The organism is Idiomarina aquatica (assembly GCF_003987185.1).
In the GTDB taxonomy this organism is placed as follows: Bacteria; Pseudomonadota; Gammaproteobacteria; order Enterobacterales; family Alteromonadaceae; genus Idiomarina; species Idiomarina aquatica.
In genome coordinates this window covers 189,565-207,444 of the sequence record NZ_PIPS01000004.1, presented here as the reverse complement: position 1 = coordinate 207,444, position 17,880 = coordinate 189,565, and the positions used below count along the sequence as shown (strand labels likewise).

Genomic DNA, 17,880 nt, shown 5'->3' with positions numbered 1-17,880 from the left:
CATGTTTCGTTATTTGACGCCAATTCTTGATTTGGGTTTTTGAAAACGTGAATTGCCGTTATACTCAAAGCCATAACTTCCCCTACAGCCTGGATAAAAGCCATGGAATACAATACGTCTGAATTATGTGACCTCTACCCCGATATGGTCGATGTGGTCGAACCGATGTTCGAAAACTATGGTGGCCGTACTTCGTTTGGCGGCCAGCTGGTTATTATTAAAAGTTATGAAGACAAAGGCTTAATTGAGGAAACGTTAAATCAAGACGGTGGCGGTAAAGTGCTGCTTGTCGACGGCGGCGGCTCGGTACGCCGGGCGCTGATTGACCTCGCCATTGCCGAGCAAGCCATGGATAACGATTGGGAAGGTATTATTTGCTATGGCTCCGTGCGCGACGTTGATGCACTTGAGGAACTGGATATTGGCATTTTAGGGGTTGCCTCAATTCCTGTCGCGGCGCCCAGTGAAGGAACGGGTGAGGTTGACGTACCGGTTAACTTTGGGGGCGTCACCTTCCTGCCGGAAGACCATATTTACGTGGATAGCACGGGCGTCATTTTGTCACCTGAAGCGCTTGATATTGAATAATGTCTGAACTGTCTTATTTACAGCTTGTTGAGTCTAATCACTGGGTTAAGGTTCGCGAGCATGAGACGAAAATTGGACAGGCTATTCATTGCCTGTCCGCCGAGGGTTCTTACGAACAAAGCTTAAAGGACGCCTGGGACAATGGTCAGCGGGTTGCCATCGTCGGTATTCCTGAAAGTATCGGGGTAAAAGCTAACCTGGGTCGGCCGGGTGCTGAAGGGGGATGGCAGGCGTTTTTACACAGTTTTCTCAACCTGCAAAAAACAGGACTGCTGTCGACTCATGAGTTGCTGTTGGTGGGTGCAGTCGACTGCCACGACTTGATGCGCCAGAGTGACGCATTAGACGCGTCGGACAAACATGACTTGGCAGAACTACGACGTTTATGTGCGATGGTTGATGCGCGTGTGGCGAGTGTCGTTGAGCCGTTATTTGCTCAAGGTTTTGAAGTCATCGTCATCGGCGGTGGTCACAATAATGCTTATCCATTGTTACGTTCACTTCACCAAGTGAGTGGCCATACTGTTGCGGCCGTTAATTTGGATCCCCACGCGGATTTTCGTGCAACCGAAGGGCGTCACAGCGGTAATGGCTTTAGTTATGCTTACATGGACGGTGCGCTCGAGTTTTATCATGTCGTCGGTTTGCATCCGGGTAAGAATTCGGCCAGCAGTTTACGTCAGTTGAGTGATGCCGGGATGCGTTATCATTCGATGCACCGGTTATTTGAACGGCCTTTTCATGAAGTGATGGATGAAGTGGTGGCCAAAGCCGATTCATGGCAACGGCCGCTGGGCATCGAAGTGGATGTGGATGTGCTGACAGCCGTGCCGGCCAGTGCCATTAACTACAGTGGTTTGTCGCTGGCGCAGGGGTTTCAGTTTGTAAAGCGCCTGGCAGAACTTCCGGATGCGCGCTATGTGCACTTAGCTGAAGCCGCACCGGCACTTTGCAGCGCCGGTTTTGAGGAAGGTTTAAAACAAGCCGGTCAAGTTCTGTGTGAACTGACTACCGCGTATTTGCATGGTCGTGAACGACGCCGTTAAGCCATAATGTAGTCAGCGGGTTGACCCCAAACTGGTAGGTCAGCTCAGCCGGGTCGTTGACGTCCCAGAGGGCTAAATGCGCTTTCATACCGGCTTTAATATGCCCATATTCGTGCTCAATTCCCAGCGCCCGCGCGGCGTTAACCGTCACACCTCGTAAACACTCCTCCGCCGTTAAGCGGAACAGCGTGGCTCCCATCTGTAACATCAGCTGCAAATTATGAATAGGCGATGAGCCTGGGTTTGCATCAGTGGCTACGGCGATCGGCACACGGTATTGCCGCAACAAATCGATGGGTGGTACCTGTTCATCGCGGAGGAAGTAAAATGCGCCGGGCAATAGCACCGCGACGGTGCCGCTCTCTGCCATGGCTTTGACGCCATCCTCGTCCAATTGTTCCAGATGATCGGCGGACAATGCTTGGTAACGAGCGGCCAGTTCAGCGCCGTGTTGGTTAGTGATCTGTTCAGCATGAAGTTTAACCGGCAAACCATGCTGTCTTGCTGCCTCGAAGACACGCTCCGTTTGCGCAACGCTAAAGCCAATCTTTTCACAAAAGGCATCGACGGCATCCACTAAGCCTTCGTCGACAAGGCTCGGTAAAATCGTAGTTACGATGTGGTCGATGTAACCATCGGCATCATTTTGGTACTCCGGCGGGAGCGCGTGCGCCGCCAATAAGGTGGTTTTTATGGTGAGCGGAAGGCGGCGGCCTAATTCTCGGGCAACCTGCAACTGTTTACGCTCGTTGGTGAGATCGAGTCCGTAACCGGATTTAATTTCGATGGTACCGACACCCTGCGCCATCAATGTCCGAGCGCGCTTTTCAGCGAGTTGCAACAACTCTGTAAAACTGGCCTGGCGTGTTGCTCGCACCGTGCTGGCGATGCCACCGCCTTGCTCCGCGATTTCAGCGTAGCTTTTGCCGTGTAGCCGTTCGGCAAACTCGTTGGCCCGAGAGCCGGCCCACACCAGATGAGTGTGACAGTCAATCAGTGCCGGTGTCAGTAGTTGCCCGGCACCATCAATAATGTCGGCGCTTGGAGTGGCTGGTGCCTCAAGCGCATTGCCCGCCCAATAAATGGATTCGTTATCGATAATAACCACTGCATCAGCGATCAAACCATAATCGTTTTGTTCGTCACATAACGTGGCTAACTTAATGTTTTCAATACGTTGCATAGGTTATCACCCCGTTTGAAGCTTTGTTATTAGCATAGCAGTCACCGGCTCTCTTGTATAGACAATTGGAATGATCTAAACTCTGAACAAATCACAACATTAGGTTGGGTTCAACGTGGCAAAATTCTCTATCATCAAACAGCACATTTACCAAAAGATCGAGTCTGGTGAGTGGCCGGAAAACCATCCGGTCAGTTCCGAAAACGCGCTGGCTGAGCAGTTTTCGGTTAGCCGTATGACGGCGCGCCGAGCGCTGCAAGAATTGGCTGACGAAGGGCTGGTCATAAGAACCCAGGGAGCGGGAACCTTTGTTGCGCCCATTAAGTCGCAAACGTCGTTTATGGCGATACGGAACATTGCCGACGAAATACGCAGCCGTGGGCATGATTATCGCGCCAAGGTTCATCATATGCGTACTCAGGATGCCTCCAGTCAGGTTGCTGAAGCGCTGTCATTGACCCCCGGGGACGAAGTGCTGCACTCGACCATTGTGCATTACGAGAATGATATACCGGTACAATTAGAGGAACGATACGTTAACCCGAACCTGGTGCCCGATTACCTTAAGCAGGATTTCACCAAGGTAACGCCGCATGAGTATTTGTGTGTGGTAACGCCATTGACGGAAGCCAGCCATCAAATCGAGGCCATCCTGCCAATTTCATCCGTTTGTCACCTGCTCAGCATTGATCGTCACGAACCTTGCTTGCGCATCATTCGCCGTACCTGGAGCTCGGGTGGTGTCGTCAGTTACGCCATTCTTACGCATCCCGGGTCGCGGTTTAAACTGGGTGGTCATCTGAATTTTTCTGCATCTTAGGAGCATCTCATGAGTCAACAACGTATGGACACTTCCCGAGTCATTCGGGCTGACCGCGGTAGTGAATTAACCACCGCGAACTGGCAGATAGAAGCAGCGAAGCGCATGCTCATGAACAACTTGGACCAAGAAGTCGCTGAACACCCACAGGCACTGGTGGTGTACGGTGGTATCGGACGGGCAGCGCGCAATTGGGCGTGTTACGACAAAATTATTGAAACGCTGGAACGCTTAAAGCCGGATCAGTCGCTGCTCATTCAATCGGGTAAACCGGTGGGTGTGTTTCCGACCCACGAAGATGCGCCGCGAGTGCTTATTGCTAACTCGAATCTGGTTCCCGAATGGGCAACCTGGGATCACTTTAATGAGCTCGATAAAAAGGGCTTGATGATGTACGGGCAAATGACCGCGGGTTCATGGATTTACATCGGTTCGCAGGGCATTGTGCAGGGCACGTATGAAACTTTTGGCGCCGTCGCACGGCAGCATTTCGATGGTGACGCTAAGGGTAAATGGATTCTCACCGGAGGACTGGGTGGTATGGGAGGCGCGCAGCCTTTGGCCGCTACCATGGCAGGTTTCTGTATGCTCGCGGTTGAATGTGATGAAAGCCGTATCGACTTTCGTTTGCGCACCGGTTACGTCGATCATAAAGCGACACAACTGGATGAAGCATTGCAGTTGATTAACGACGCTAAGGCTCGTGGTGAAGCGGTCTCTGTCGGTTTACTCGGTAATGCTGCGGATGTTTACCGTGAACTGCAACAGCGCACGATTATCCCTGATGTGGTGACCGATCAGACCTCGGCACATGACCCATTACACGGCTACCTGCCACAAGGCTGGACGCTCGAGCAGTACCAGCAACAGCAAGAAGCCGATGCCAGTGGAACGGTTGCGGCCGCAAAAGCATCGATGGCCGTACAGGTGAAAGCGATGCTGTTTTTCCAGCAACAAGGGGCAGCGGTGCTCGATTACGGCAATAACATTCGACAGATGGCGAAAGATGTCGGTGTTGAGAACGCGTTTGATTTTCCTGGCTTCGTCCCAGCCTATATTCGGCCGTTATTCTGTGAAGGCATCGGACCATTCCGTTGGGTGGCGTTATCCGGTGATCCTGAAGACATTTATAAGACCGATCAGAAAGTGAAAGAGCTTATCCCTGATAATGCGCATCTGCACAATTGGTTGGATATGGCGAAAGAGCGTATTTCTTTCCAGGGTCTGCCAGCGCGGATCTGCTGGATCGGTCTGAAAGACCGCGCCCGGATTGCCAAGGCTTTTAACGACATGGTGAAAAGCGGAGAATTGAAGGCTCCCATTGTTATTGGTCGAGATCACTTAGATTCAGGTTCGGTTGCCAGTCCTAACCGCGAAACCGAAAGTATGTTAGATGGCTCGGATGCGGTATCCGACTGGCCACTGTTAAATGCATTACTCAATACCGCCGGCGGCGCGACATGGGTGAGCTTGCATCACGGTGGTGGTGTAGGCATGGGCTACTCACAACATGCCGGTGTGGTTATTGTTGCTGATGGTTCGGAGGCCGCGGAAAAACGTATTGGGCGCGTGTTATGGAACGATCCCGGTACCGGTGTGATGCGTCACGCTGACGCAGGTTACGACATCGCGAAACGGTGTGCTAAAGAACAAGGGCTTGATTTGCCCATGCTTGAAAACGAATAAGGAGTGGTTATGAGTCGTTTTCCGTTGAATCCGGGACAATTAAGTTTAAACGCGATTCGCCAATGGTACTTCCAGCCGCAGCAGCTGGATTTAAGCGAAGCCGCCGTCAGTGCGATTAATGAGTCAGCGCAAACCGTGCAAAACGTGTTGCAACGGGGTGAAACCGTGTATGGCATCAATACCGGCTTTGGTTTATTGGCCAATACTCGTATTCCGCCAGAACGCTTGACCGATTTGCAACGTCGTATCGTTTTGTCGCATTCGGTAGGTACCGGTGAATTATTGGCGGATGACGTCGTGCGGTTGATGTTATTACTGAAAATTAATTCACTGTCGCGCGGTTTCTCCGGTATTCGGCTAAAAGTGATTAATGCGCTGATTGCCCTGCTCAACCACGAGGTTTATCCGTGTGTTCCAAGTAAGGGATCCGTGGGTGCTTCCGGTGACTTGGCACCCTTAGCTCATATGGTGTTGCCGCTGTTGGGTGAAGGAGAAGTGCGGGTTAACGGTAAGATTATACCGGCTACCGAGGGTCTTAAGCTGGCCGGGTTGGAACCGTTTGAGCTGGCACCCAAGGAAGGACTGGCGTTACTGAATGGTACTCAGGCATCCACAGCATTGGCCTTGGCCGGCTTATTTAAAGTTGAGCGGGTATTCCACAGTGCGCTGATCATTGGGGCGATGTCCGTTGAGGCGGCGATGGGATCTCGTTCACCTTTTGATGCGCGGATTCATGAGATCCGTGGCCAGCACGGTCAGCAACAGGTTGCTGCGGCATTCCGCGATATTCTGACCGATACCTCAGAAATTGCAAAAGATCACGAACACTGCGAAAAGGTTCAGGATCCCTATTCCTTACGGTGTCAGCCGCAGGTGATGGGCGCGGTTTATGACAACTTGCAGCACGCAGCGACGATATTAGAACGGGAAGCTAACGGTGTGACCGATAACCCACTGGTGTTTAGTGAACAGCAGGATATCTTGTCCGGCGGTAATTTCCACGCTGAACCGGTTGCAATGGCGGCGGACGTTATTGCCATTGCTGCCAGTGAAATCGGTGCGATATCAGAACGTCGTGGGGCACTGCTTATTGATAAGCACTTAAGCAATTTACCGGCCTTCCTGGTTAACGACGGTGGCGTTAACTCGGGTTTCATGATGGCTCAGGTTACCGCGGCGGCGCTTGCGTCAGAAAACAAAAGCTTAGCCCACCCGGCTTCGGTGGACAGTATTCCGACGTCCGCCAACCAGGAAGACCATGTGTCCATGGCAACGTTTGCGGCACGCCGGTTAAGTGATATCGCTGACAATATCGCTGATATTGTTGCTATCGAGTGGCTGGAAGCAGCACAGGGATTGGATTTCCGTCGCCCGCTTAAGGCCTCTGCGAAAATCGAGGCCGCTTATCAGTGTTTGCGCGAGCGAGTGGCGTATTACGACCAAGACCGTTATTTTGCACCGGATATCAAAGCCGCCAGTGGCTTAATTAAAGACGGCGCGCTCGGTATGACGCTAGCCGACTTTACGCCCTTGGATTAACACGCGAGCTTAGTGCTCGCGCTTAGCCAGTACCACAAACCGGCCGGTAAACTCCGCGACTGGCCGGTCATCATCGAGGATTTGCGACTTCATGGTTAAGCGGGCGTTCTTGCCCTCTTTTAATGCCGAAAAATCGCCGGTGACATCACTCAGTCTGGCAATGGCACGAGGCTCTTGAGTAACCGGCTTATGATAGTGGATATTACCATCGCCCAGTACCACAGCGCCGTCGAGCTCTCGTTCCAGTAACTGCAAGTGCAATAATCCCCAGCAGGTCAGTGTGCCAAGGGAATAAATACTGCCTGCGAACATGGTGCCATGGACATTAATATTACGGGATAGGGTTGCCCGGGTTTCGAACATACGGCCGGTATACTGATGGATCCTTATCCCCATGGCGTCGGATATGGGTATGTCGTTTTGCCATGTTTGCTGGAGTTCAGCACACCATTCTGGCCGATAGATGATACGGTTTTGTTCACTAAATGATTTCCGTAACTGATGTTCGGCCATCGGATTATTTACCGTATCGGCTTCTTCGGCCACCTGATAGCCACATTTTTTATAAAAACCAATGGTATTATCGCGAGAGTTTATCACCACATGTTTGGCACCGTCGTTGCGAGCCGCCAATTCCAGCGCGTAAATAATTGCGACACCATGGCCTTCGCCGCGATACTCCGGCGCAACCGCCATGAAGCGGATTTGTGCTTCTTCCGCACTGTTAAAGTGCACCCGCCCTACGGCAACGGCGTCACCCGCTTGGTTGATGACCATACGGTGTTGGCCGACCTGATCGTATTCGTCTTGTTCGGATCCTTTGGGGCGTTGGAACGGTTCGCGCAGTACACGCCAGCGCAAATCGTAGTATTTATCCAGCTCTTCCGGCGTGGTCGGTGTAATCACTTTGTACATTAATCCACCCTCAACTGAAAGGTTACGGGACCATCGTTAACCAACGAAACTTGCATATCCGCCGCGAATTTCCCGGTTTCTACCGGTACACCGTGCTTGGCAAGTGCCTGGCAGAACTCCTCATACAACGCTTCCGCCTGAGTCGGGGTCGCCGCTGACGAAAAGGACGGTCGTCTGCCCTTGCGGGTATCCGCCGCAAGCGTGAATTGTGACACCACTAAGGCGGACAGTTGCTGATCGAGCAAGCTGTTGTTCATTTTGCCGTCGTCATCGGCAAACACACGGTAGTTCGCAATGCGCTCCGCAAGTTTGTGGGCTTTGGCCTCATCGTCGTGATGCTCGACGCCCAGTAAGATCAATAAGCCGCCGTCAATACGGCCAATGGTTTGCCGATCAACGTCGACTTGTGCATGGGTAACACGCTGTATTAAGCCAATCATAATGTTGTGATTTTACCGTCTTATCATCGCAAGCTATCTATAGTTGTATAAACTGACGGACAGATCAATCGCTGTCAGGTTTTCCTTTGCGGCGATTCAGGAACTGATATTCCTCAAGGCTGACCGTAAGCTCGGCACCTACTAGGACAATATTCCAGGATAAATATATCCAGACTAAGAGAATAGGAACCGTAGCGAGTGCCCCGTAGATCGCCTGATAGGTGGGAAAGTGCGTGATGTACAACGAGAATACTTGTTTACTCAGCTCGAACAGCACGGCGGCGATAAGTGCGCCAAATGCGGCATAGCGAAATCTCACAGGACGATTGGGTACCAGCTGATACAACAATACGAACGCGAAGAAACTGGTAATCACCGGAACAAACCAAAGCGCAAAACTCCGAACACCGGAAACATACTCCTCGGCAAACTGAGTTAAGGAAATCAGGTAAGAGGTTGCGGCAAGTCCCGAACCAATCAGCACCGGACCAAGCGTCAGGATCATCCAGTAGATGGCTAATGAAACCATCAGCCGGCGTTTACTGGTATCGCGCCAAATCGTATTGAGCGTGCTATCTATGGCGGAAATCAGCATAACAGCGACGACGAATAAAAAGGCGATACCCACCGCGGTCATTTTCGAGGCGTTTGCCACGAACTCGTTAATGTATTCCTTCAACTGTTCGCCGGAGGTGGGTAATAAATTGGCAATCAATGCGTCTTCGATATTACGTTGCAGTTCCTCAAAAACCGGAAAGGCTGAGAATATCGTGAACATCACCACGATCAGCGGTACCAGTGATAGCAGACTAACGTAGGTCAGATGGCCGGCGGTCACATTGATTTTATCGGCTGCGCAGCGCTTACCGAAGTACTTAAAAAAACGCGCGCTGTGGTGCAACGAGTCATGCCAGTTCATCGTCAATCCTTAGTGTCTGAGGCTGAGCTAAAATCATGTCCACTCCGTAATGGTTGTTATCTTATCATGTTGGAGTTTTCTTATTATGGCAATGGTGGTGTTTGGTGCGGCAGGAGGTTTAGGTCAGGCGTTGACGCAACGTTTACAGGAAGTGTACCCGCAGCAACAGATTGTCGCAGTGAGCCGGCAACCACTCGATAATCGCCTGCCGGGTGTGCGTTACACCCAGTTGGGTTGTTATGACGACGAAACCCTGTCGCGTTGGGCCGAGGATTTTAAGAACAGTGGCGCCACCCTCGAAGGGGTCGTTTCAACCATCGGGATGCTGCATGATGACGAAACCTTCCCGGAAAAACAATTGAGTGAGTTGCACAGTAGCAACCTGGAAAAACTGTTCCATGTGAATGCGGTCATTCCGATGTTGGTACTCAAACATTGCCAGCCGTTGTTCGATAAAAAAACAAACGCGTTTTTTGTACAACTGTCTGCCAAGGTGGGCAGCATCGAAGAGAACTACCTCGGCGGCTGGTACAGTTACCGTGCCTCGAAAGCAGCACTCAACATGTTATTGAAAACGGCGGCCATCGAACTTAAACGAAGCCACAAAAAATTGGTGTTAGCGGCTGTGCATCCGGGCACAACAGACACGAAGTTATCAAAACCATTTCAAAAGCGTGTTGCTGAGGATAAACTCTATGAGCCCCAATTATCTGCAAAGCGAATTGTGGATGTTATTAATGGCTTAGAGCCAAGTATGTCAGGAGGACTGTTTCACTGGGATGGAAAAAAATTACCTTACTAAGCATCGCCAACTTACCTTATTAATCGGCTTGCATGGACTGGCGATGTCCAACGCGGTTGCAGACGATATCGACCTCAGCCACTCGCTGACCGTTGATGGGCACTACCTTAATACCGATGACGATGACGCGTTCGACTGGAACGGATTGTATCAATTTGACCTCAGTCACACACTAAACGAGCGCCTAACTTTAAACGGTGGCGCGTTTTTAGCGACAACCAATCATCCGTCGGCGGTTATCGGAGATCGACAAGGCTTTTCCAATATTGAGAGTTCGGATCCGCTGGCGCTAACGGCGTTCAATTTGACTTACCGCAATGACGACACTCGCGTGCTGGTCGGAGCCTTTGATGAAAACAGTGAATTTGCCGGAGTTAATGTTGCCGGAAATTTTTTGAACTCATCGATGGGGTACAGCCCAACACTGACGCATTTTATTTCGTATCCCGAAGCAGCGACAGGGTTGGTGATTGATTCGAAGCTGTCGGCAAACGCGAGCATCAAGGCGGCTTATTTGACCCGAGAGTTAAGCTTTGGTGACCAACAACACCTCAATGCCGAATTCGAATGGCAGCCTAATGCCGGGAGTCGTATCGTTGCCGGCCTATCCGATGGCCATTGGTATGGTGTGGGGGAAACACGACTGGTGCGCATGGAAGCCTGGGATTGGCACGGTTTTCTGCAGTGGGGTGATAATAATCGTTATGCAGACTTCCAACGCCACCTTGGTATGGGTATTGTAGTTAACAGCACAACAAACGACCTGTCGTTTGGGCTTGCAACAACCGCAGCAAAAACGCAACGCGATGTTACCGAGCAAGTATGGGAATTATATGCCCGCTGGCAGGTCACAGATAGTATTGCGCTGCAACCTGATGTGCAGTGGATAACCTCAGACCATGACGTTGTCGTTACTGGTTCAGACTATCCCGATGATGATGTTGCAGTCACCATGCGAATGGTTCTAACTTGGTAACCAATTAAGGAGCGCATTATGCTTTATATCCTGGCTGTATTACTACCACCACTGGCGGTGCTGTTCACCGGTAAAATTTTTCAGTTTATTTTTAACCTGATCCTGGCTGCCGTTGGCGTTATCCTGGCTATTGTCACCTTTGGCGCGTTTGGCCTGGTTTACATATTGGCCATTATCCACGCCATCATTGTTGTGCACGGTTATCGTCAGGATAAACGTGATGAACGGTTAGTCCGTGCGGTACGGGGAGACCGAAAATGAAATGGCTGACGCTGTTGTTCGGAGTGATGCTGTTGACAGGATGTCAAACGGCATACTACTCGACGATGGAGAAATTCGGCATCGAAAAACGTGACATTTTGGTTGATCGCGTTGATGACGCGAAAGATTCGCAAGGTGAAGCGCAGGAAGAATTTCGATCAGCGCTGGAACGGCTTGATGCAATGCTCAAAATCGACGGTGGAGAACTGGAGCAGCAGTATAATGCGTTGAGCGATGATTACGAGTCGAGTAAAGCAGCAGCAGAACGAGTTCGAGAACGTATCGCTGAAGTGGATGACGTTGCTCAGGATCTGTTTGACGAATGGAGTGACGAGCTCGAACAGTATTCTAACGATTCAATGCGTCGTCAAAGCGAACGCCAATTGCGAGAGACTGAGCGCCGTTATGCCGACTTGATTCGCTCCATGGAGCGAGCCGCAAGTAAGATGGATCCAGTACTGGCGAAACTCCAGGATAATGTGCTGTATCTGAAACATAATCTGAACGCGCGGGCGATTACTGCGATTCGCGGAGAATTTGATAATCTGCAGGTCGATATTCGTGACTTGATTGACGAGATGGAACTTGCCATAGCGGAATCGGACAAGTTTATTGAGGCAATGAACTCAGGCGGTTGATTGTTACGTAGTAAGTAGAACGATGACTCATCAATAAGGAAATGTTCATGTCGATTTTAGTACTTGGCGGAAGTCGCCGCAAAGCCTCATTGAATGGCAAGTTAAAACATCGAATTGCCGAAGTGGCTGACAAATTTGGTATCCGTTATAAGCTGTTAGACGCTGATGCGTTGGATGCGCCGATTTATCACGGTGATTTTGAAGACGCAGAGGGGGTACCTGCATCCATGCAGGCGTTGGCGAAAGACATTCACGCAGCGTCAAAAGTGGTGTTAATCAGCCCAGAGTACAACTCTTCGGTATCGCCGCTGGTAAAAAACGCCATTGACTGGGTATCACGGCTGGAAAACCAACCGTGGCAAAATAAAAAGGTGCTACTGGGGGCGGCATCGCCGGGAGGTTTAGGCGGTATCCGCGGACTCATGCATTTGCGCGATATTCTCGGCAATGTGCAGGCCTGGACAGCCCCGAATTTTGCATTATGCCCGAAAGCCAGCGATGCCAGCATTGCGCAAATGGATGAAACCTTTCTGAAAAACTTTTTGCTGCAGGGCGACTAATATCAGTTGCTTGATTGATTAAGGCCATCAAGGTAAATGGTGATGGCCTTCTCACCGTAATCGACCAGATCAAAATAATCACTGTCCAGTAGCCAGTTATAAATTAATCCATCCACCATTGAAAAAAGCCCAATAACGGCCATACGTGAATCAATACCGTTTTTTAACTGGCCATCGCGCTGTGCTTTGTGGAACAACTGTTCGAAGTCACCAATGCACTCGTTTCTGCCGCTGACATGGCGCAACTTAATGGGATTCACTTCGTCGATGTATTCGCATTTGTGCAGCAGGATACTGGCCAGCGCCTGGACACGGTCATTGGTTTTTATACGGGTAAGAAATTCAATGGTGCGCTGGCGCACTTCTTCCAGTGCATCGTAGTTATCCAGCTCGGCGATTTGCTCGCGCATTTCATCGATCGGTAACCGGACACGATCCATCAGCGACTCAATCAGATCCTGTTTATTACTGAAATGATGATAAATCGCACCGCGGGTGACCCCCGCCTGTTCCGCAACTTGCGCCATAGAAGTACGGGAAACCCCGTTTTTACCAAACAGATACTCGGCTGCATCCAGCAGTTTCGCCCGCGTCTCCATGGCATCTTCTTTCGTACGTCTAACCACAGTAGCGCCCTTCTCAGCTTCTTTGCATTGACTATGCTTAAGTATACCGCAAATTGATTAATCATGCACCAGCGCACGTAAGCTGTCTATTGATGCAAGTGGTTAAATTAGTAGCAAAAAGCCTTGTCGTGATAGTCTAGCTGTGCCGATAATACGTAATGATAACAGCAGTTGTCTAAATCACTGGAGGTGTTTATGAAAAACGAAATTGATTTTCGACTCATTCTCGATGCGTACGAGAAAATTCACGAACACGGAGAGGCCAAGCAAGGTAAACATGTTCTTGACGGCATTACTGCTTTTACGGATCACGATGGCTACACGGTGTTTTTGGAAGGGCATGGCGTTAAATTACGGCTAGAATTCCATAATAAGTATCATCTGGATTATGAAAAAGGCGACCAATTGGACAAGTTTATTCGCGCCTTGAAAAATATTTCAGAGGGTTATGAAACCCCCGGCCTGGAGCGAGGATGAGTAAAAAACGTTATACCGCCTGGGAGGAAGTCGCACACGCCCTGACGCACGGAGTAGGTGCGGTGCTCAGCATTGCTGCATTGGTGGTCATGTTGACCTGGGCAGGGGCCTATGGTGATACCTGGCATATCGTTGCAGCTAGCATTTACGGTGTCAGCCTGATCATTTTGTACACGGCCTCGACGTTATACCATGCGTTCCCGTGGCCGAAGTTGAAAGGGTATTTTCAACAACTGGATCACGCAGCCATTTTCTTATTGATTGCCGGAACCTATACGCCGTTCCTACTGATTAATTTGCGCGGAGCCTGGGGCTGGAGCCTGCTGGCGGTTATTTGGAGCATCGCCCTGATTGGGGTGGCCATAGAGTTGTTTGTTAAGACGGCGCCTAAGTGGCTCTCGTTGACGCTATACCTTGGTCTTGGCTGGATGGCACTGGTCGCCATCAAACCGATGCTGGATAATGTTGCTCCTGCGGGACTGCTGTTACTGCTTGCGGGAGGATTGGCTTATACCTTCGGTGTGGTTTTCTACGTTTGGAAGTCGCTACCTTATCATCATGCCATCTGGCATTTGTTTGTGCTGGGTGGCAGTGTGCTGCACTTTTTCTCAATTTTTTACTACGTATTACCGCAGCCGGACCTGCTGACACTGAGCGGATAAAAAATTGCCCGCACGAGGCGGGCAATCAATCAATTATGGTCGTTCAGAGGCTTAGCTCTTTGGCTCTCGGCTCAGACGCTTACGTTCATTTTCAGTTAATGCACGCTTACGGATACGGATAGAAGCTGGTGTCACTTCAACCAATTCATCGTCGTTGATGAATTCCAGGGCCTGCTCCAGCGTGTAACGAATGGGTGGGCTCAATACCTGAGCGTCATCCGTTCCTGAAGCACGAACGTTCGTCAGCTGTTTACCTTTCAAACAGTTAACGGTTAAATCGTTCGAACGGTTATGAATACCGATGATTTGGCCTTCATACACTTCGTCACCGTGAGAAGCGAACAGCTTGCCGCGCTCCTGCAGGTTGAACAAGGCGTAGGTCAACGCTTTACCCTGAGCGTTCGAGATAAGAACACCGTTTACACGTTGGCCGATAGTGCCACCTTTGTGCGGACCATAATGATCAAACGTGTGGTACATCAAACCGGTGCCTGAAGTCAGTGTCATGAACTCGGTCTGGAAGCCGATCAAGCCGCGGCTTGGTACTTCAAAGTCGATACGTACACGACCTTTACCGTCCGGAGTCATGTTGGTCATCTCGGCTTTACGCAAGCCAAGTTTTTCCATCACCGCACCTTGGTGCTGTTCTTCGATGTCGACGGTCAGTGACTCGTACGGTTCCATCTTTTGGCCATCTTCGTGCTTGATGATAACTTCCGGACGCGATACCGCCAGCTCAAAGCCTTCACGACGCATGTTTTCGATCAAAACACCCAAGTGCAATTCGCCACGGCCAGAAACGCGGAATTTATCCGGGTTATCCGTTTCTTCAACGCGCAACGCAACGTTGTGGACCAGCTCCTGCTGCAGACGCTCAAGGATCTGACGAGAGGTCACAAATTTACCTTCTTTGCCGGCAAACGGTGAGGTGTTGACCTGGAAGGTCATGGTCACTGTTGGCTCGTCAACGGTCAGCGGCTTCAATGCTTCTGGTTTACCTAACGCACAAACGGTATCGGAGATTTTTAATTCACCCAAACCGGTAATGGCGCAGATGTCACCCGCGTGAGCCGATGTGGTTTCAAAACGATCCAGGCCAAGGTAGCTAAATACCTGACCGATTTTACCGTTACGTTTCTCACCATCGGCACCAACAATGGTGACTTGCTGGTTAACTTTAACGCTGCCGCGTGTCACACGACCGATGCCAATAACACCAACGTAGCTTGAGTAGTCAAGCTGAGAGATCTGCATTTGCAAATCACCGTCTGGGTCAGCGTCAGGGTGGCTCACTTGGTTAACAATGGTTTCGAACAGCGGCGTCATGTCGGTGCCGACGGTTTCTTCTTCCCGCGTCGCCCAACCGTTTAATGCTGATGCGTAAACAACCGGGAAGTCCAACTGCTCATCGGTAGCGCCGAGGTTGTCAAACAAATCGAAAACCTGATCCATAACCCAGTCAGGACGAGCGCCCGGACGGTCAATTTTGTTGATAACAACAATCGGATTCAAGCCGTGCTCGAACGCTTTTTGCGTTACAAAGCGGGTTTGCGGCATAGGACCATCGACCGCGTCGACCAACAGAAGGACAGAGTCAGCCATTGATAATACACGTTCTACTTCACCACCGAAGTCCGCGTGTCCTGGCGTGTCCAGAATGTTAATTCGGTAGTCCTGCCAGTTGATCGCGGTGTTTTTTGCCAGGATGGTAATGCCGCGTTCTTTTTCCAGGTCGTTGGAGTCCATGATGCGCTCTTCGAGCTCACCACGACTTTCTAACGTGCCTGATTGTTGAAGTAGTTTGTCGACCAGTGTTGTTTTACCGTGGTCAACGTGCGCAATAATCGCAATGTTGCGAAGTTTATTGATATCAAATGCCTGAGTTGTCATTAAGAAAGCCTGTGTTTGTCGGAGTAAACCCTCCGACAGAGGGTTGATAAAAAAGAGCGCCGTATTCTACCTGTTTGCTTGGCAATTAAAAAGGCCTTGTTCGTTTTTTACGCAAAAGATTCATAATAGAAATTAGCTGGTTTGCACCAAATTGGTTTATTATGTTTCATAATGGTGCAATTAAAGTCGGTTGCGGTATTCCGGTTAATAGTAAGTGTTTGATATTAAAGAAAATGAATTTTTGGTACGCAACTTGCTCTAACTGGAAAAGCTAGAAAAGATCATGACAGACATCACGCCAAAAGTGATCAATACTGTCAAACGTATAGATACAAACTACAGTTATTCTGTTTTTATTCATTGATTCCGCTGGAGGAAAACATGTCAGCAAGCAAGATTTTCGACGCCATAAAAGAGCATGACGTCAAGTTCGTCGACCTGCGTTTTACCGATACCAAAGGTAAAGAACAGCACGTAACGATTCCGGTGTCGCAAATCGACGATGATTTCTTCGAAGAAGGCAAGATGTTCGATGGTTCATCAATTGCCGGCTGGAAAGGCATTAATGAGTCTGACATGGTGTTGATGCCAGACGCCGACTCTATGGTACTTGATCCGTTCACTGATGAAATGACGCTGAATGTACGTTGCGACATCCTTGAACCAGAAACCATGCAGGGTTACAGCCGCGACCCACGCTCCATCGCAAAACGCGCGGAAGAGTTCTTGCAAGCATCAGGCTTTGCTGACAATGCGTTCTTCGGTCCGGAACCTGAGTTCTTCTTGTTTAATGATGTACGTTTCCACACCGACATGAGTGGTTCGTTCTACAAAATTGATGCTGAAGAAGCGAAGTGGAACTCAGGCCGTGAATATTCGGAAGGTAACCTGGCACACCGTCCAGGCGTCAAAGGCGGTTACTTCCCGGTTCCTCCGGTTGATTCGGCACACGATATCCGTGGCACCATGAGTCTGGTCATGGAAGACATGGGTCTGGTGGTTGAAGCACACCACCACGAAGTGGCAACCGCTGGTCAAAATGAAGTAGCGACGCAGTATAATTCACTGACCAAGAAAGCCGACGAATTGCAGGTTTACAAGTACGTTGTGCACAACGTCGCGCACTCATACGGCATGACAGCGACCTTTATGCCGAAGCCGTTAGTCGGTGATAACGGTTCAGGCATGCACGTTCATATGTCGTTGCAAAAAGACGGTGAAAACCTGTTTGCCGGTGACCAGTATGCCGGTCTGAGTGAAACCGCGTTGTATTACATCGGTGGTATCATCAAGCACGCCCGTGCCATCAATGCGTTCTCAAACCCATCGACGAACTCGTACAAGCGTTTGGTTCCGGGTTTTGAAGCACCGGTGATGCTGGCCTACTCAGCGCGTAACCGCTCTGCGTCGATTCGTATTCCATTGGTTTCAAGTGCAAAAGCACGCCGCATTGAAGTCCGTTTCCCGGATCCAAGTGCCAACCCATACCTATGCTTTACCGCTCTGTTAATGGCCGGCCTTGATGGTATTCGTAACAAGATCCACCCGGGCGATGCGATGGACAAAGACTTGTACAACTTACCGCCGGAAGAAGCACGTGATATTCCTACCGTTTGTCACTCGTTGGAAATGGCACTGGAAGCGCTGGATAAAGACCGTGACTTCCTGAAACAAGGCGGTGTCATGGATGATGACATGATCGATGCTTATATTGGCCTGAAGTACAACGAAGTTGAAACACTTAAGAAGACAACCCACCCGGTTGAATTCGATATGTACTACAGCTGCTAAAGGCGTTGGGGGAGGGTTCGCCCTCCCTTTTTTAGCGATCAATATGCACTATTTTGGTGCA

Annotated in this window: 19 protein-coding genes; 13 read left to right on the top strand and 6 right to left on the bottom strand. The window is 50.2% G+C overall.

The annotated features are described in order from the left end of the window. Positions 1 to 102 precede the first annotated feature (102 nt). Complete coding sequence (gene rraA / locus CWE23_RS12045) at positions 103 to 588, top strand: ribonuclease E activity regulator RraA (protein ID WP_105307517.1); 486 nt, start codon at positions 103 to 105, stop codon at positions 586 to 588. After that, entirely contained in the window at positions 588 to 1,634 is a 1,047-nt protein-coding gene (locus tag CWE23_RS12040) for a formimidoylglutamase (protein ID WP_105307516.1), read from the top strand. Before rraA ends, CWE23_RS12040 begins: the two co-directional genes overlap by 1 nt. On the opposite strand, the gene hutI is transcribed toward CWE23_RS12040, so the two are convergent. Further along, positions 1,597 to 2,817 (bottom strand): imidazolonepropionase, encoded by a 1,221-nt coding sequence (gene hutI, locus CWE23_RS12035; protein ID WP_126820381.1) that lies wholly within the window; start codon positions 2,815 to 2,817, stop codon positions 1,597 to 1,599. The two genes, CWE23_RS12040 and hutI, sit on opposite strands and share 38 nt — an antisense overlap. Positions 2,818 to 2,932: 115 nt before the next feature. Between hutI and hutC the strand changes: the two genes are divergently transcribed. Genes hutC through hutH form a run of 3 tightly spaced genes read left to right on the top strand, consistent with a single transcriptional unit; the run spans position 2,933 to position 6,862 of the window. Further along, the gene (gene hutC / locus CWE23_RS12030; RefSeq protein WP_126820380.1) at positions 2,933 to 3,637 is read left to right on the top strand and encodes a histidine utilization repressor; all 705 of its coding nucleotides are present in this window, start codon (positions 2,933 to 2,935) and stop codon (positions 3,635 to 3,637) included. 9 nt (positions 3,638 to 3,646) lie between these two features. Beyond that, entirely contained in the window at positions 3,647 to 5,323 is a 1,677-nt protein-coding gene (hutU, locus tag CWE23_RS12025) for a urocanate hydratase (RefSeq protein WP_126820379.1), read from the top strand. 9 nt (positions 5,324 to 5,332) lie between these two features. After that, a complete protein-coding gene (gene hutH, locus CWE23_RS12020; protein WP_126820378.1) occupies positions 5,333 to 6,862 on the top strand; it encodes a histidine ammonia-lyase in 1,530 nt (509 codons plus the stop codon). Between the two features lie 9 nt (positions 6,863 to 6,871). Here hutH and CWE23_RS12015 read toward each other — a convergent pair whose 3' ends face one another. The 3 genes from CWE23_RS12015 to CWE23_RS12005 all read right to left on the bottom strand — a co-directional run bounded on the left by CWE23_RS12015 (position 6,872) and on the right by CWE23_RS12005 (position 9,136). Continuing rightward, complete coding sequence (locus CWE23_RS12015) at positions 6,872 to 7,777, bottom strand: bifunctional GNAT family N-acetyltransferase/hotdog fold thioesterase (protein ID WP_105307511.1); 906 nt, start codon at positions 7,775 to 7,777, stop codon at positions 6,872 to 6,874. Further along, positions 7,777 to 8,217 carry a D-aminoacyl-tRNA deacylase gene (gene dtd, locus CWE23_RS12010; RefSeq protein WP_126820377.1) on the bottom strand — a complete coding sequence of 147 codons (441 nt, stop codon included), beginning with the start codon at positions 8,215 to 8,217 and terminating at the stop codon, positions 7,777 to 7,779. Before dtd ends, CWE23_RS12015 begins: the two co-directional genes overlap by 1 nt. Positions 8,218 to 8,281: 64 nt before the next feature. Further along, positions 8,282 to 9,136 (bottom strand): virulence factor BrkB family protein, encoded by an 855-nt coding sequence (locus CWE23_RS12005; RefSeq protein ID WP_105307509.1) that lies wholly within the window; start codon positions 9,134 to 9,136, stop codon positions 8,282 to 8,284. Between the two features lie 85 nt (positions 9,137 to 9,221). On the opposite strand from CWE23_RS12005, the gene CWE23_RS12000 reads away from it, so the two are divergent. Genes CWE23_RS12000 through CWE23_RS11980 form a run of 5 tightly spaced genes read left to right on the top strand, consistent with a single transcriptional unit; the run spans position 9,222 to position 12,373 of the window. Continuing rightward, positions 9,222 to 9,938, top strand: coding sequence for an SDR family NAD(P)-dependent oxidoreductase (locus tag CWE23_RS12000; RefSeq protein ID WP_105307508.1), 717 nt, complete (start codon positions 9,222 to 9,224; stop codon positions 9,936 to 9,938). Further along, positions 9,916 to 10,914 (top strand): carbohydrate porin, encoded by a 999-nt coding sequence (locus CWE23_RS11995; protein WP_126820376.1) that lies wholly within the window; start codon positions 9,916 to 9,918, stop codon positions 10,912 to 10,914. The genes CWE23_RS12000 and CWE23_RS11995 overlap by 23 nt, the downstream gene beginning before the upstream one ends. A gap of 18 nt (positions 10,915 to 10,932) precedes the next feature. Continuing rightward, positions 10,933 to 11,175: a YqaE/Pmp3 family membrane protein gene (locus tag CWE23_RS11990; protein ID WP_105307506.1), complete on the top strand. Its 243-nt coding sequence runs from the start codon at positions 10,933 to 10,935 to the stop codon at positions 11,173 to 11,175. Continuing rightward, positions 11,172 to 11,813: a DUF2959 domain-containing protein gene (locus tag CWE23_RS11985; RefSeq protein ID WP_105307505.1), complete on the top strand. Its 642-nt coding sequence runs from the start codon at positions 11,172 to 11,174 to the stop codon at positions 11,811 to 11,813. Before CWE23_RS11990 ends, CWE23_RS11985 begins: the two co-directional genes overlap by 4 nt. 47 nt (positions 11,814 to 11,860) lie before the next feature. Next, complete coding sequence (locus CWE23_RS11980) at positions 11,861 to 12,373, top strand: NADPH-dependent FMN reductase (protein WP_126820375.1); 513 nt, start codon at positions 11,861 to 11,863, stop codon at positions 12,371 to 12,373. A gap of 2 nt (positions 12,374 to 12,375) precedes the next feature. Here the strand turns inward: CWE23_RS11980 and CWE23_RS11975 are convergent, their stop codons facing one another. Then, complete coding sequence (locus CWE23_RS11975) at positions 12,376 to 12,999, bottom strand: TetR family transcriptional regulator (protein ID WP_105307504.1); 624 nt, start codon at positions 12,997 to 12,999, stop codon at positions 12,376 to 12,378. A 195-nt stretch (positions 13,000 to 13,194) separates the two neighbouring features. On the opposite strand from CWE23_RS11975, the gene CWE23_RS11970 reads away from it, so the two are divergent. Further along, a complete protein-coding gene (locus tag CWE23_RS11970) occupies positions 13,195 to 13,476 on the top strand; it encodes a DUF3081 domain-containing protein (protein WP_105307503.1) in 282 nt (93 codons plus the stop codon). Continuing rightward, positions 13,473 to 14,138, top strand: a complete 666-nt coding sequence (gene trhA, locus CWE23_RS11965) for a PAQR family membrane homeostasis protein TrhA (RefSeq protein ID WP_105307502.1) — start codon at positions 13,473 to 13,475, stop codon at positions 14,136 to 14,138. Before CWE23_RS11970 ends, trhA begins: the two co-directional genes overlap by 4 nt. A 51-nt stretch (positions 14,139 to 14,189) precedes the next feature. Here trhA and typA read toward each other — a convergent pair whose 3' ends face one another. Beyond that, positions 14,190 to 16,028: a translational GTPase TypA gene (typA, locus tag CWE23_RS11960; protein ID WP_105307501.1), complete on the bottom strand. Its 1,839-nt coding sequence runs from the start codon at positions 16,026 to 16,028 to the stop codon at positions 14,190 to 14,192. 381 nt (positions 16,029 to 16,409) lie between these two features. Between typA and glnA the strand changes: the two genes are divergently transcribed. Then, positions 16,410 to 17,819 carry a glutamate--ammonia ligase gene (gene glnA, locus CWE23_RS11955; RefSeq protein ID WP_105307500.1) on the top strand — a complete coding sequence of 470 codons (1,410 nt, stop codon included), beginning with the start codon at positions 16,410 to 16,412 and terminating at the stop codon, positions 17,817 to 17,819. Positions 17,820 to 17,880: the final 61 nt, after the last annotated feature.